Origin of the sequence: Enterobacter sp. SLBN-59 (assembly GCF_024807915.1) — a bacterium.
Classification (GTDB): domain Bacteria; phylum Pseudomonadota; class Gammaproteobacteria; order Enterobacterales; family Enterobacteriaceae; genus Enterobacter; species Enterobacter asburiae_B.
This window is the reverse complement of sequence record NZ_JANUFI010000001.1, coordinates 882,034-895,121: the sequence shown is the minus strand read 5'-3', so window position 1 is coordinate 895,121 and position 13,088 is coordinate 882,034. Positions and strand designations below refer to the sequence as shown.

The 13,088-nt window shown below is 57.2% G+C and carries 19 protein-coding genes; 15 read left to right on the top strand and 4 right to left on the bottom strand.

The window, feature by feature from the left end; translation table 11 throughout:
• Nucleotides 1-73 precede the first annotated feature (73 nt).
• The 3 genes from M2422_RS04155 to M2422_RS04145 all read left to right on the top strand — a co-directional run bounded on the left by M2422_RS04155 (nt 74) and on the right by M2422_RS04145 (nt 2,509).
• Nucleotides 74-1,189, top strand: coding sequence for an alkene reductase (locus tag M2422_RS04155; protein WP_045888561.1), 1,116 nt, complete (start codon nt 74-76; stop codon nt 1,187-1,189).
• Complete coding sequence (locus M2422_RS04150; RefSeq protein WP_064672446.1) at nt 1,186-1,905, top strand: SDR family oxidoreductase; 720 nt, start codon at nt 1,186-1,188, stop codon at nt 1,903-1,905. Before M2422_RS04155 ends, M2422_RS04150 begins: the two co-directional genes overlap by 4 nt.
• A 64-nt stretch (nt 1,906-1,969) precedes the next feature.
• The gene (locus M2422_RS04145; protein ID WP_033145453.1) at nt 1,970-2,509 is read left to right on the top strand and encodes an ester cyclase; all 540 of its coding nucleotides are present in this window, start codon (nt 1,970-1,972) and stop codon (nt 2,507-2,509) included.
• A gap of 39 nt (nt 2,510-2,548) precedes the next feature.
• Here the strand turns inward: M2422_RS04145 and M2422_RS04140 are convergent, their stop codons facing one another.
• On the bottom strand, nt 2,549-3,016 hold the full coding sequence (locus tag M2422_RS04140) for a DUF1348 family protein (RefSeq protein WP_023311608.1): 468 nt from the start codon (nt 3,014-3,016) through the stop codon (nt 2,549-2,551).
• 103 nt (nt 3,017-3,119) lie between these two features.
• On the opposite strand from M2422_RS04140, the gene M2422_RS04135 reads away from it, so the two are divergent.
• Nucleotides 3,120-3,698: a TetR/AcrR family transcriptional regulator gene (locus M2422_RS04135; RefSeq protein ID WP_064672447.1), complete on the top strand. Its 579-nt coding sequence runs from the start codon at nt 3,120-3,122 to the stop codon at nt 3,696-3,698.
• Nucleotides 3,699-3,749: 51 nt separating this feature from the next.
• Here the strand turns inward: M2422_RS04135 and M2422_RS04130 are convergent, their stop codons facing one another.
• On the bottom strand, nt 3,750-4,529 hold the full coding sequence (locus M2422_RS04130; protein WP_033145455.1) for an SDR family oxidoreductase: 780 nt from the start codon (nt 4,527-4,529) through the stop codon (nt 3,750-3,752).
• Between the two features lie 90 nt (nt 4,530-4,619).
• On the opposite strand from M2422_RS04130, the gene M2422_RS04125 reads away from it, so the two are divergent.
• The 3 genes from M2422_RS04125 (at nt 4,620) to M2422_RS04115 (ending at nt 5,961) form a co-directional block, all read left to right on the top strand.
• Complete coding sequence (locus M2422_RS04125) at nt 4,620-4,958, top strand: helix-turn-helix domain-containing protein (protein ID WP_023311611.1); 339 nt, start codon at nt 4,620-4,622, stop codon at nt 4,956-4,958.
• Nucleotides 4,959-5,025: 67 nt separating this feature from the next.
• Nucleotides 5,026-5,430, top strand: coding sequence for a VOC family protein (locus M2422_RS04120; RefSeq protein WP_032639272.1), 405 nt, complete (start codon nt 5,026-5,028; stop codon nt 5,428-5,430).
• Between the two features lie 18 nt (nt 5,431-5,448).
• On the top strand, nt 5,449-5,961 hold the full coding sequence (locus M2422_RS04115) for a GNAT family N-acetyltransferase (RefSeq protein ID WP_064672448.1): 513 nt from the start codon (nt 5,449-5,451) through the stop codon (nt 5,959-5,961).
• On the opposite strand, the gene M2422_RS04110 is transcribed toward M2422_RS04115, so the two are convergent.
• On the bottom strand, nt 5,942-6,730 hold the full coding sequence (locus M2422_RS04110) for a hypothetical protein (RefSeq protein WP_032657321.1): 789 nt from the start codon (nt 6,728-6,730) through the stop codon (nt 5,942-5,944). The genes M2422_RS04115 and M2422_RS04110 overlap by 20 nt on opposite strands.
• Nucleotide 6,731: 1 nt before the next feature.
• The gene (locus M2422_RS04105) at nt 6,732-6,929 is read right to left on the bottom strand and encodes a hypothetical protein (protein ID WP_023311615.1); all 198 of its coding nucleotides are present in this window, start codon (nt 6,927-6,929) and stop codon (nt 6,732-6,734) included.
• A gap of 256 nt (nt 6,930-7,185) precedes the next feature.
• Here M2422_RS04105 and M2422_RS04100 point away from each other — a divergent pair, with 256 nt between their 5' ends.
• From M2422_RS04100 to M2422_RS04065, 8 genes are read left to right on the top strand one after another with little or no spacing between them, the layout of a single operon-like run.
• Nucleotides 7,186-7,620 carry a nuclear transport factor 2 family protein gene (locus M2422_RS04100; protein WP_048977880.1) on the top strand — a complete coding sequence of 145 codons (435 nt, stop codon included), beginning with the start codon at nt 7,186-7,188 and terminating at the stop codon, nt 7,618-7,620.
• Nucleotides 7,617-8,336 (top strand): SDR family NAD(P)-dependent oxidoreductase, encoded by a 720-nt coding sequence (locus M2422_RS04095; RefSeq protein ID WP_064672449.1) that lies wholly within the window; start codon nt 7,617-7,619, stop codon nt 8,334-8,336. Before M2422_RS04100 ends, M2422_RS04095 begins: the two co-directional genes overlap by 4 nt.
• Nucleotides 8,333-9,592: an NAD(P)/FAD-dependent oxidoreductase gene (locus M2422_RS04090; protein ID WP_064672450.1), complete on the top strand. Its 1,260-nt coding sequence runs from the start codon at nt 8,333-8,335 to the stop codon at nt 9,590-9,592. The genes M2422_RS04095 and M2422_RS04090 overlap by 4 nt, the downstream gene beginning before the upstream one ends.
• A gap of 1 nt (nt 9,593) precedes the next feature.
• On the top strand, nt 9,594-10,316 hold the full coding sequence (locus tag M2422_RS04085) for a DUF1365 domain-containing protein (RefSeq protein WP_048981092.1): 723 nt from the start codon (nt 9,594-9,596) through the stop codon (nt 10,314-10,316).
• Nucleotides 10,313-11,533, top strand: coding sequence for a cyclopropane-fatty-acyl-phospholipid synthase family protein (locus M2422_RS04080; protein WP_064672451.1), 1,221 nt, complete (start codon nt 10,313-10,315; stop codon nt 11,531-11,533). Before M2422_RS04085 ends, M2422_RS04080 begins: the two co-directional genes overlap by 4 nt.
• Nucleotides 11,530-12,015, top strand: coding sequence for a DUF2878 domain-containing protein (locus M2422_RS04075; protein ID WP_032657304.1), 486 nt, complete (start codon nt 11,530-11,532; stop codon nt 12,013-12,015). Before M2422_RS04080 ends, M2422_RS04075 begins: the two co-directional genes overlap by 4 nt.
• Nucleotides 12,012-12,533, top strand: coding sequence for a hypothetical protein (locus M2422_RS04070; protein ID WP_058840651.1), 522 nt, complete (start codon nt 12,012-12,014; stop codon nt 12,531-12,533). Before M2422_RS04075 ends, M2422_RS04070 begins: the two co-directional genes overlap by 4 nt.
• Nucleotides 12,530-13,063 carry a DUF3833 domain-containing protein gene (locus tag M2422_RS04065; RefSeq protein WP_064672452.1) on the top strand — a complete coding sequence of 178 codons (534 nt, stop codon included), beginning with the start codon at nt 12,530-12,532 and terminating at the stop codon, nt 13,061-13,063. Before M2422_RS04070 ends, M2422_RS04065 begins: the two co-directional genes overlap by 4 nt.
• Nucleotides 13,064-13,088 lie beyond the last annotated feature (25 nt).

Genomic DNA, 13,088 nt, shown 5'->3' with positions numbered 1-13,088 from the left:
TGATTTTAGCGTAATTATCAAAATCAGATGCCGACTGTAAAGTGATTTCATCCAAACCATAAGGGATGAAAACATGCAACGTACCTCACTTTTTGAACGTTACAGGCTGGGTCAGCAAGACCTGAAGAACCGTATCGTCATGGCGCCGATGACCCGCGCGCGCTCCCTTCAGCCGGGAAATATTCCCTCGGCGCTGATGGCGGAGTATTACCGGCAGCGGGCCAGCGCCGGATTAATCATCACGGAAGCCACCCAGATTTCGCCTCAGGGCCAGGGATACTCCTGGACGCCCGGCATCCATTCGCCTGAGCAGGTTTCAGGATGGCAGCTCACCACGGGCGCCGTGCATCAGGCGGGAGGGGTGATTTTTTCGCAGCTCTGGCACGTCGGGCGGATGTCGCACGCCAGCTTTCATCAGGATGGTCAGCCCGTCGCCCCGTCAGCGCTGGCCCCGGACGCGCAGGTGTGGGTGGTGAATGAAAAGGGGGAAGGCCAAATGGTTGACTGCCCGCAGCCGAGAACCCTCTCGCGCAAGGACATCCTCAGCATCATCGCGGACTATCGTCAGGCGGCACTGAATGCCGTTCAGGCCGGGTTTGACGGCGTGGAGGTTCACGGCGGAAACGGCTATCTGATCGACCAGTTTCTTCGTCAAACCTCCAACAAACGCACGGACGAGTACGGCGGCACGCTGGCGAACCGGATCCGCTTTGCTCAGGAGGTGTTAAGCGCCATTGCCGAGGCCATTGGCCGCGAGCGTACGGGCATTCGCCTTTCCCCGTTTATTACCCAGCGCGGGATGAACGATCCGCAGGTGACGGAAGCCATACTCGCTCTCGCGGCCTGGTGTGAACAAGAAGGGATTGCGTTCATCCACCTGGCGGAGGCCGACTGGGACGATGCGCCGCAGGTGCCTGAGCCGTTCCGACAATCGCTTCGCGAGACGTTTAGCGGAACCCTTATCGTCGCGGGGAACTATGACCTTCAAAAAGCGGAAAAGATCCTTGCTGCCGGCTATGCCGATTTGATTGCCTTCGGACGGCCGTTTATTGCCAACCCGGATTTACCCCACCGTCTGGCGCACCAGCTGCCTCTGGCCCAGGTGCGCGATCCCGCCACGCTGTTTGGCGGCACCGCGACGGGATATACCGATTACCCCATTTACACCCTGCAGGAGAAGACGTTATGACCCGTAAAACCTTAATTATCGGCGGCGCTTCCGGCATCGGTTTCGCCGTGGGCAGCCTGCTTGCCGGGCGCGGCGAGGAGATTATTCTCGCGGGCCGCGACGGCGCGAAGCTGGACGCTGCGCGGCAACGGCTGAGCGCCCACGCCGCGTCTGTTCATACCCTCGTGCTGGACATCAGCCGTGAGGCAGAGCTTGTCGCACTCGGTGAAACGCTGGGTGAGGTCAATAATATTGTCGTTACGGCGGGTTCACAGGCACCGGGAGGGCTTCTTTCCGGGCTGGATCTCCGCGCGGCAAGGCTGGCTTTTGATACAAAATTCTGGGGAAGCATCAATGTCGCCCGCTATCTCAGCGGGAACATCGCCCCCGGCGGTACGCTGACGTTCACCAGCGGGTTCGTGGCGCGTCGCACCGTAGCGGGGGCCATTGTTAAAACGACGATGAATGCCGCCATTGAGGCCGCGACAAAAGTGCTGGCGAAAGAGCTTTCACCGCTGCGCGTCAACGTCGTGAGTCCGGGGCTGACCGACACGGAAGCGTATGCGGGCATGGACGCCGCCGCGCGGGAAAAAATGCTCGCTGGCGCGGCGGAAACCCTGCCAGCCAAAGCCTGGGGAAGGGCGGAGGACATCGCGCAAGGGTATCTTTTCGCCATTGATAATCCTTTTGTCACGGGGTCGGTCATTGATATTGAGGGCGGGGCGTTAATTAACTAACCCTGTCTGATTTGAACCGCAGGAAATCGACTGCGGGTAATGTAATACTCTATTGAGAGATATCATGAAATATACGACGTATTTTCATTCGGCTGTAGCGGTGATTATTTTTGCAGGTCTGTCGGGCAATGCGATTTCCGCGCAGGGGGAATGGCTTCAGCCGAAACAGCTTATAGTGGACAACAGCCTGCCGCAGGCGCAATTAAAGGCGAGTGAAGCCGTTGCCAGAGAATATGCCTCGTTCTGGAACACGGGTAATGAAAACCTGGCGCGTGATGCCCTGGCGGCAGGTTTTATTGATAAAACGCCTCCGGAAGGGCGTAAGCAGGGGCCGGAAGGCGCTATTTTAGCGTCCCGCGCGTTTCGCGCGGCCGTGCCTGATTTGCGCTGTGACGTTGAGCAAATGATTATTTCAGGCGATCGCGTGGTTTCGCATTTACATTTTCACGGCACGTTCACCGGAACATTTGGCAAGCTGAAAGGACAGGGGCAGAAAATAGATTTTATCGCCACGGATATTTATGAGATTGGTGACGGTAAAATTGTGGCTAACTGGCATATTGAGGACAACCTGACGCTGATGAAACAGCTGGGCGCGCTGTAAGTTCATCACTCCGGGGCGGCCCGGAGTGATGCAAAAATCCTATAAGCCAAGATCGCTCAGCGAAGGGTGATCGTCCGGACGTCTGCCCAGCGGCCAGTGGAACAGACGCTCAGAGGCTTTGATTGGCATATCGTTTACGCAGGCAAAGCGGCGCTTCATCAGTCCGTCCGGCTCAAACTCCCAGTTTTCATTGCCGTAAGAGCGGAACCAGTTGCCGGAATCATCATGCCATTCATAGGCATAGCGCACCGCGATCCGGTTCTCCGTAAATGCCCAGAGCTCTTTAATCAGACGATAGTCCAGCTCTTTTTTCCATTTCCGCTCCAGAAACGCCTGGGCTTCTTCACGGTTGGTGGCGAACTCTGCGCGGTTACGCCATTGGGTATCCAGCGTATAGGCAAGCGCGACTTTCGCCGGGTCGCGGCTGTTCCAGCCATCTTCTGCCAGTCTGACTTTTTCGATGGCGCTTTCACGAGTGAAGGGCGGTAAAGGAGGACGTGTGTTCATGGCGATTACCTCAGTGTTATATTATGTAGACAGGTCTGTCTACTTGCGGTAATCTATGCCTGTAAAATAACGCTGTCAACATTATTTTAGAGGCTACCCAAAAGTGAAAACAGAACCCGCAGGCAACGATACAAAAATCAGCGTCAGAGATAAGATATTACTCACGGCGCACGATCTGTTTTATTCCACGGGCTTCAGGGCGACGGGGGTGGATACACTTATTAAAGCGTCTAAAGTGACAAAGGTGACGTTCTATCGCCATTTCCAGAGTAAGAGCTTGCTTATTCTTGCCTATTTGAACTACCGGCATGAAATATGGATTAACTGGTTTGAGACCACGCTGCGTCGACATCTCGATCAAGGCGAAATACCTGCCGATGCGATATCCGCAACGCTTTACGAATGGTTTATTTCGCCCGAGTTCCACGGCTGCGCGTTTATTAACGCCAGCGCAGAGGCGAAATCGGAAGATATTGAAAACGAAATAAAAGAGATATGCCGCAGTCATAAATCAGAAACAAAGAAAATTATTGCCTTGCTGACGAAGAGTGCTGATGAGCGCGTCGTCAATGAAATCATGCTGCTCATTGACGGCGCAATTATTCATGCACAGATGGGTATGGATTCAGAAACGGTAAGACATGCGTTAAAAAAGGGCCTGGAGAAACTGTCCGATCGGTGATATTCCCCGGTGCTTAATCAACTCTCGCACCGAGCCGATTAAGCACCCGCGTTACACTGTGGGAATGGTGCCGCCATCAATCACAAATTCAGTACCGGTGATACTCGCAGCATGCGATGAAGCGAGGAAGACGATGAGGTTGGCCACCTCTATCGGTCTGGCAGGGCGTCCGAGCGGTATTCCACCTAGCGCCTTCATAATGATCTGCTTGCCGCCTTCGTAGTCTGTACCTGCCTGCTTTGCCAGCCTCTCCGCCAGTGCAACCGCCGCTTCAGTTTCGATCCAGCCGGGTGCAACGCGCACCACCCGAACGCCCTTCGGTGAGACTTCCTTTGAAAGGCTTTTACTGTAGGTTGAGAGGGCTGCTTTAGCCGCCGCATAACCCGTTGTTGATTCCGGTAACGGCAGCTCGCGCTGAATAGACGTCACGTGAATAATCACCCCATTTCCCTGCGCGAGCATTCCGGGAAGCAGGGCGCGATCTAAGCGTACTGCAGGCAGCAAATTAAGATTGAGCTCCTGCTGCCACTCTTCTTCGCCAAGCGCAGCAAAACCGCCACCGGGTGAGGTTGAACCGCCCGCAACATGGATAATCACGTCGACGCCTCCCATCTGCTCCTGAACCGCAGATGCGACAGCGGCACATCCAGCGACCGTCGTAAGGTCAGCGGCGACGAAAGTATCTGCGACATCTACGTCCGGCTCGTGGCGCGCAGTGGTGAATACCGTTGCACCGAGCTGTTTTAAAAGTCCGACGACCGCTTTTCCGAGCCCTTTCGTGCCAGCGGTAACAAGCACGCGTTTGCCTTTAAAATCAATATCTAATGACATGACCTTGCACTCCCGTTATTTACAGTACAGGTATATTCAACATAGACTGAGAAATTGACAAGTACGCACGAAAAAGTGAGCTACTGAATTATGAGTAAGTTATATAGTCCGGAATCTGCCGCGAGCGGCGTGGAGCAAGTGTTACGGCTGCTGGAAGGCCGCTGGAAATTAATTATTCTTTTTCATCTTTTCGACGGAAAAGTGCAGCGCTACTCTGATTTCGAAAAACTGATCCCCGGTATTTCCCAGAAGATGCTGGCGCAGCAGCTCAGGCAACTTGAATCCGATGGTATCGTTTCGCGGATGGTCTACCCGCAAGTGCCACCGAAAGTGGAGTATCGCCTCACCGATTGGGGGCAGGCATTATGTCCGGCGCTTGATGCCATGCTGAAATGGGCAGAAAAGCGCGAGGCTTACGCAAGCCAGTAAACCCGGCGGCCAGCACGCTGCAATGGGATAGCGTGCCCGTAACCCATTTATGCAAAGGAAACGAAAAATGAGAACACAGAAGCGATGCCTCGGCTGCGTGGCTATTGTGGTTGATGACTACGATCGCGCCATTGAATACTACACCGACAAGCTGGGGTTTACCCTCGTAGAGGATACGCCTCAACCAGGTAAACGCTGGGTGGTCGTCTCACCCAACCCGGAAAGTGACTGCAACATTTTGCTGGCTCGCGCTTCTAACGAGAGGCAGGAAAGCTTTATCGGCAATCAATGCGGCGGCAGAGTTTTCCTCTTCCTTCAGACGGACGATTTTTGGCGCGATTACCGTGCCATGAAAGACAAGGGCGTCCATTTCTGCGAAGAGCCTCGTGAGGAAGAGTACGGTACGGTAGTGGTGTTTGAAGATATTTACGGCAACCGCTGGGATCTCTACCAAAATGCCCAACGCGGGTGATTACCAGGGAGACTTTCCATGACGCTTCAAATTCGACAGGCCACCCGTGCCGATGCCGCGCTCTTAAGCGAGCTGGGATACCGAATCTATCCCGCCCATTTTCAGCATCTGTGGGTGTCAGACGCAGAGATGAAGGATTTTCTGGACGGCGAGTACGCGCTTTCCGTACTTGAACAGAGCCTGAAAGATAACGCTGTTTCCTGGTATGTTGCCGAGACCGATCGGCCAGTGGGATTTATGAAAGTGACCTGGGAAGCCCTTCTCCCGGAAACGGACATGAAGGGCGTTCTCCTCAACAAGCTCTACCTCGATCCCGCCGAGACCGGCAAGAACTATGGCCAGGTGATGTTCAACAGCATCACCGACATGGCCCGGAGCAGGGGAAAAGACTATCTCTGGCTGGAAGTGCTTGAGCAGAACGCGGGAGCGTACCGGTTCTACCAGAAGCAGGGCATGCTCTGCGTTAAGAACGTCCTTTTCGAAACCGCATCACAGCAGAGCATAATCAGGATTATGGGGATGTCTCTTTAGAGCGAGAGCTCTCGTCGCGCTGTGCCAGCGACAGTGCGCTGGCGCTGGCGGGATCGAACAGCGAGAGGCTCTCAATCTGATTGAGTAAAATCACCTTCCGGAATGACATGGCGCTGCGGGGCTCGGAGTCGAGCGTGATGTCATGCTCCGCATACCATTTGCTGTAGTTATTCTCGATGCGAAAGTTCATCGTCTTCGCATCTCTGTACCCGCTTAACATCGGAATCAGCACGATATTGGCCGTTTTTTCATATTCCAGCGTCGCGGTGTGGATCATGCCGACGTAAATCCGCCTCGACCGCAGCGTGACCTGCGCCAGTTCCCCTTGCTCCATACACTGATACAGCAGCTGTTCAATACCGCTCGACTGCGCCAGACGTTTGTAGAGCTTTTTCCGGCTTTCGCCGTCCAGCCTGGCGCTGCCTGCCCAGTTAGAGCGGTAGAGACAAAACAGGATGGCAAACGCCAGCATCACAACCACCGGCGCCTGAATGCCTAAAAAGCTCCAGTTCATAAAGTCGATTTGCCAGTCGGTATATTTCGGCGAGGCAAAGTGAAAAGCGTTGTTGGCCGCAGAAAGGGCGAGCAGGAGCAGCCAGAGCAGACCGGTGGCAATCACGCCCTGCAGAACGAAAATACAGCCGTACAGCGCCACAAGAAAATAGACGTCCCAGCCAAAGGAGCGCTTGATTTTAAAGCGGGTCGACAGGTCGCGGCTGGTGTACCAGTACCCGCATACCATCAGCACCATAAATATCGCCGTTCCCATATCAGGCCCTCTTCAGCATATTGACGTGACGCAGAAAATCCTGCCGCACCTCGTTGCTTTTGTAGTTCACCGAGGCGTTCCCGTCCTGGTCGATAATGATGCGATCGCCATCTTCGACGGCTTCAATGATTTCCTGCTGGCTCATCACCTGCAGTAAGGATTCCGGGCTGGAGAAAAGAGAGAGAAAGAAACGTTTCATGTCAGGCATCCTTATGAATAAAAAGGATAAGCCTGGAAGAAGACCGGCGAGTTTGCCTTAAGGAAATCCTGAAAGTTAAAGTCGGGTGGCGGCCACTCCTTACCTGGTCTACAAAACTCACTTTTTTACTGTTATTAACTTATTGATATATATTTAAAATAAAAAATAGATCATCACAAACTTGGACAAATAACATTAATTGTGTAAGTTTTAAGTATGCGATTACGCCACGTTGTTTACAGCCAGGATGTGACCCATGAGCACTTTGCCCTCTGTCGTGAGTCGGTTTGTTGAGTACTACGCCGCACTGGATAGCCAGCCGCCGTCCGCGCTGGTGGGGCTTTACCATTCGAATGCCACGCTTATCGATCCGTTTGGCGAGCATGACGGGATTTTCGCGCTTCAGCGCTATTTCACCCATCTGCTGGCCAACGTCGAGCATTGCCGTTTTACCATCGATACGCCGCTGTGCAGCGGGAACCGGTTTGCTGTGACCTGGGTAATGCACTGGTCGCATCCGCGCATTGCCGGGGGAGAGCCGCTCGAACTGCCGGGATGTTCGGTGGTGGACACGGAAAACGATCTCATCACGCACCAGCGCGACTACTACGATGCGGGAGAGATGATTTACGAACATCTTCCTCTGCTGGGCTGGGCGGTACGCGGCGTGAAGCGGAGGGTCAAATCATGAAAACGGTGCTGATCACCGGCGCAAGCTCGGGCATTGGGGCAGGGCTGGCGAAATCCTTTGCCGCAGACGGCTACCACGTGATTGCCTGCGGACGCGATCCGGCGCGCCTCGAAGCGCTGCATCAGACCTGCCCCAATCTCACCGTTCGCCTGTTCGATATGACAGACAGGGATGCCTGTCGCCAGGCGCTGACCGGCAGCTACGCCGATCTGATTATTCTCTGCGCCGGTACCTGCGAATATCTCGATGGAGGCGTGGTGGATGCGGCGCTGGTGGAGCGGGTTATGGCGACAAATTTCCTCGGCCCGGTGAACTGTCTTGACGCGCTGCAGCCCCAGCTGACGGCTGGCAACCGCGTAATGCTGGTGAGTTCCATGGCCCACTGGCTACCTTTCCCACGGGCAGAGGCCTACGGCGCGTCCAAAGCGGCCCTGAGCTGGTTTGCCGAGAGTTTGCGCCTGGACTGGGAGCCAAAAGGAATTGCCGTCACGGTGGTCTCGCCGGGCTTTGTTGATACGCCGCTGACGCGCAAAAACGACTTTGCCATGCCGGGCAGGGTGAGCGTCGACGAGGCGGTCAAGGCGATCCGTACCGGGCTGGCGGCAGGGAAAATGCATATCGCGTTTCCTGACGGGTTTGGCTTTATTTTGCGGTTGCTCTCCGGGCTGCCTGCGTTTCTTCAGCGCGCGCTGCTGCGCAGGATGGTGCGTTCATGAACATTGCGATTATCGGCAGCGGCATCGCCGGGCTGACCTGCGCCTGGCGCCTGGCCGGGCACCATCAGGTGACCCTGTTTGAAGCGGGCGCCGCGCCCGGCGGCCATACCGCAACGGTTGACGTCCCGACGCCACAGGGTACCTACGCGATCGATACCGGGTTTATCGTTTACAACGATCGCACCTATCCGCGCTTTATGGGCCTCCTCAGCGAGCTGGGCATCAGCGGACAAAAAACGCAGATGAGCTTTTCGGTGCACAACCCGGCGACGGGGCTGGAGTACAACGGACACACCCTGACGTCGCTGTTTGCCCAGCGCCGAAACCTGGTGAATCCGGCATTCTGGCGGCTGCTCGGGGAGATCGTCCGCTTCAATCGTCTGGCGAAACAGGCGCTGGACGGGGAGGTGGACCCGAACGCCACGCTGCAAACGTTTCTGGAACAGCACGGCTTCACGCCGTTTTTTGCGCGCCACTACATTCTGCCGATGGGGGCCGCCATCTGGTCCTCGTCGCTACAGGAGATGAAGCGTTTCCCGCTGCCGCTTTTCTTACGTTTCTTCCAGAACCACGGGCTGCTGGATATCACCCAGCGCCCGCAGTGGTACGTGGTGCCGGGCGGCTCGCGGGAGTATATCCGCGCCATGCTCGACAAGCTGGGCGACCGTCTGAATCTGCATCTCAATTCTCCGGTGCAGCGGGTGAGCCGCCACGAGCACGGGGTTACGCTTCAGCTAGAAAACGGCAGTCATACTTTCGATCGGGTGATTTTTGCCTGCCACTCCGCCAGCGCTCTGGCGATGCTTGATGACCCGACGCCCGCAGAGCGCGAGGTGCTGGGCGATATCGGCTGGCAGCGCAACGAGGTCGTTTTACACAGCGATCCGCGCTGGCTGCCGGAGCGGCGGCGCGCGTGGGCCAGCTGGAACTACCGCCTGAGCGCTCACGAGCAGGCCAGCGCCTGCGTCACCTACAACATGAACATCCTGCAGGGGCTCCCTGCGGGCAGTCCGCTGTTCTGCGTCACCCTCAACCCGGACGCGCCGGTGGATGAACGCTTCGTTCTGCAACGCTTTGTCTATGAACATCCGCTGTTTAACCCGCAAAGCTGGCGGGCGCAGGCGCGGCGCGGCGAGATCAACGGTCATAACCGGAGCTGGTACTGCGGTGCCTGGTGGTACAACGGCTTTCATGAAGATGGCGTGCGCAGCGCGCTGGACGTGGTCAACGCGATAGCGGTCGGAGAGGGGAACTGAGATGAACAGCTGCCTCTACCACGGCGTGTTACGCCACCGCCGCCTTCAGCCGAAAACCCACGAATTCAGCTACAGCGTTTTTATGGCCTGGCTGGATCTCGATGAACTGCCGCTGCTGCCGTCAGTCGGCGTGCGGCGCAATCGCTTTGCCGGCGCCTCGTTCCACGACGCGGACTATCCGCTCGGCACGCCGCTTAAAGAGAACGTGCTCAGCAGGCTGGAGAGCCTGACCGGGGAACGTCCGGACGGGCGGGTGATGCTCCTGACGCAGCTGCGCTATTTCGGCTTTCATTTCAATCCGGTCAACTTTTACTACTGCTACGACGGGAAGGGAACGCTGCGCTGGGTTCTGGCGGAGGTCCGCAACACGCCGTGGAATGAACGTCATTACTATGCCGTCAACGGACAGGATGCGCAGCCGACGGAAAAAGCGTTTCACGTTTCCCCCTTCAACCCGATGGACATGATCTACCACTGGCGCTTTAACGACCCGGATAACACGCTGCATATGCACATTGAAAATCATCAGGAAGCGAAGGTTTTTGACGCCACGCTGGCGCTGCGCCGGGAGCCTTTGACGCGCTCCGCGCTGCGCTCGCTGTTGCTGCGCATTCCGCTCATGACCCTGAAAACCGTTTTTGCCATTTACTGGCAGGCGCTGCGCCTGTGGCTCAAGCGCGTGCCGCTGTATAACCATCCCGTCAGCAGGAGTGAACGCTCATGACCGATCCCGTCTTTGCGTTAGAACCCGATATTCCGCGCAACGTCCGCATCGCGCGATGGCTGCTGTTTCGTCTGTTAAGCGGTATCCGCGGCGGCTCGCTCACGCTGCGTGAAGGGGCGCAGACCTTTCATTTTGGCGAGACATCCTTCGCGCTGCACGCCGACGTGCAGATCCTCACGCCCGGCGTCTACTGGCGCGTGTTAACAGGCGGGAGCCTTGCTGCGGCAGAAGCCTGGATGGACGGCGAATGGGAAACTGCGCACCTTACGCCGCTTCTGGAGCTGCTCGCGATAAACGGCCAGGTGCTTGGCCGTCTGGAAAACGGGTTCCGTCTGCTCGGCAGGCCGCTGGAGCGGATACGCCACTGGACGCGGCGTAACTCCCGCATGCAGGCGCGCGAAAATATTGCCGCCCATTACGATCTGGGCAATACCTTTTACGCCCATTTTCTGGATCAAGAGCTGCTCTATTCCAGCGCGCTATTTACCGCTGACGAGCAGGATCTGACGGCGGCCCAGCAGGCCAAAATGGCGCGCCTGTGTGACCAGCTGGCGCTAAGCCCGGGTGACCACCTGCTGGAAATTGGCACCGGCTGGGGCGCGATGGCGGAATACGCGGCCCGTCATTACGGCTGTCGGGTGACGACCACCACGCTGTCGCAGGAGCAATATAGCTGGGCGACAGAGCGGATCGCCCGCGCCGGGTTGCAGGATCGCGTTGAGGTACTGCTCTGCGACTATCGCGACCTCACCGGGCAGTACGACAAGCTGGTCTCGATAGAGATGATTGAGGCCGTCGGGCAACGCTATCTGCCCACGTTTTTCCGCACCTGCCAGGCGCGTTTGCGCCCCGGAGGACGGATGGCGATTCAGGCCATTACCATTCAGGACCAGCGCTATCGCGACTACAGCAAAAGCGTCGATTTTATCCAGCGCTACATTTTCCCGGGCGGCTTCTTGCCGAGCATCACCGCGATGAACGAGCTGATGACGCGCCACACCGATTTCGTGGTGCGCAATCTTTTCGACATGGGCCCCGACTACGCCCGCACGCTGGCCCACTGGCGGCAGCGGTTTGTCCATGCCTGGCAGGAGATTGAAAAGCTCGGCTTCGATGAACGGTTCCGCCGCATGTGGCTGTACTACTTTGGCTACTGCGAAGCCGGGTTTAACGCTCGCACCATCAGCGTGGTGCAGCTGACCGCCGAGCGCGTATGAGACGTTACCTTCAGGTCTTCCTGCTCGCCGTCGCGTTCGATCTCTACTGGGCGCTGGTGGTGCTCTTTCGCGAACAGGGCCTGATTATCTGGCTTGCGCTGGCGATCCTGGCGTGCCTGCTCTTGCCGCCTGCTTACCGTTTTTACGCCATTGGGCTGGCCGCGGCGGGCAGTCTGCTGGACGCACTCTGGGCCCTGACCGGGCTGATTGCCTTTACGGGCGAGTCCCTGATGCCGTTATGGATGGTGGCACTGTGGCTGATGTTCGCCACTGTCTGGACGCAGCTGACGCGCACCACCACGCTACCTGGCTGGCTGCTGACCCTGCTGGCCGCCGTGGGCGGGCCGGTGGCCTACCTGTTCGGAGAGCGGCTGGGGGGCATCACGTTTCTGGAGCCGACCTTTATCGTCGTCAGCTGGATGGCGCCGGGCTGGCTGGTGTTGATGCTGTTTTTCCACCTGCTGATGGGGAGACAAAAATGAGATCTGTGGTTTTGCTGCTTTGGCTGACGCTGGTTGTTCCGGTTGCGCAGGCCGCCGACTGGCTTGCCTGGCGGAAGGTGGGTGACGCCACGCTCACCTGGGGGCCTTTCACCGTCTACACCTCCCAGCTGCGCACCCCGGACGGCCGTTACAGCCGGGACCAGGATCAGGCGCTGATTATTACCTATGCGCGCGACATCGATCGCGATGAACTGGTTGAGGCGACCCGCGACCAGTGGCAGGCGCAGGGGATACTGGCGCAGGAGCCTCAAAGCGAAGCCTGGCTGCGGATGCTCCAGTCGCTGTGGCCGGATGTCCGCCCGGGCTCACAGCTGGCGTTTGTTCTCAACGATAAGCAGGGGCAGTTCTGGTATCGCGCGTCAGCGGCGCAAACATCCTTTATTCCACTCGGACCGCGCCAGTCGGAAGCGTTCAGCACCCGTTTTCTGGCCATCTGGCTCGATCCCCGAACGCAATATCCTGAGCTGCGTCAGCAGTTAATCGGAGGCCAAAAATGAAACGTATCCTGATGATGGGGCTGGCATTCACAATGCTGCTGGCGGGCTGTAGCACTGAGGTGGCCGAGTATCGCCAGCAGCAGCCGCGGCTTGATATCTTTCACTACTTCCAGGGCAAAACCGAAGCGTGGGGGATGGTGCAGGATCGCAGCGGCAAGCAGATCCGCCGTTTCCACGTTGAGATTGCCGGAGACGTTATCGGCGATACGCTGACGCTCAACGAGCACTTCGTCTACGACGATGGCGAGAAGCAGCAGCGGGTCTGGCACATCCGGCGCGTGGGGAACGACCGCTACGAGGGAACGGCAGGGGACATTGAAGGCGTTGCCACGGGGCAGGCTGCAGGCAACGCCTTTAACTGGCATTACAGCATGAACGTGAAGGCCAACGGCAGCACCTGGCTACTGAACTTCGACGACTGGATGTATTTGCAGGATGAGACGCATCTGTTTAATAAAACCGAGATGAAGAAGCTGGGCGTCACCGTCGCCACGGTGACGCTGTTCTTTACAAAGTCGCAGGGAACGTAAAGTGACCGGAATGACCATCACTGCG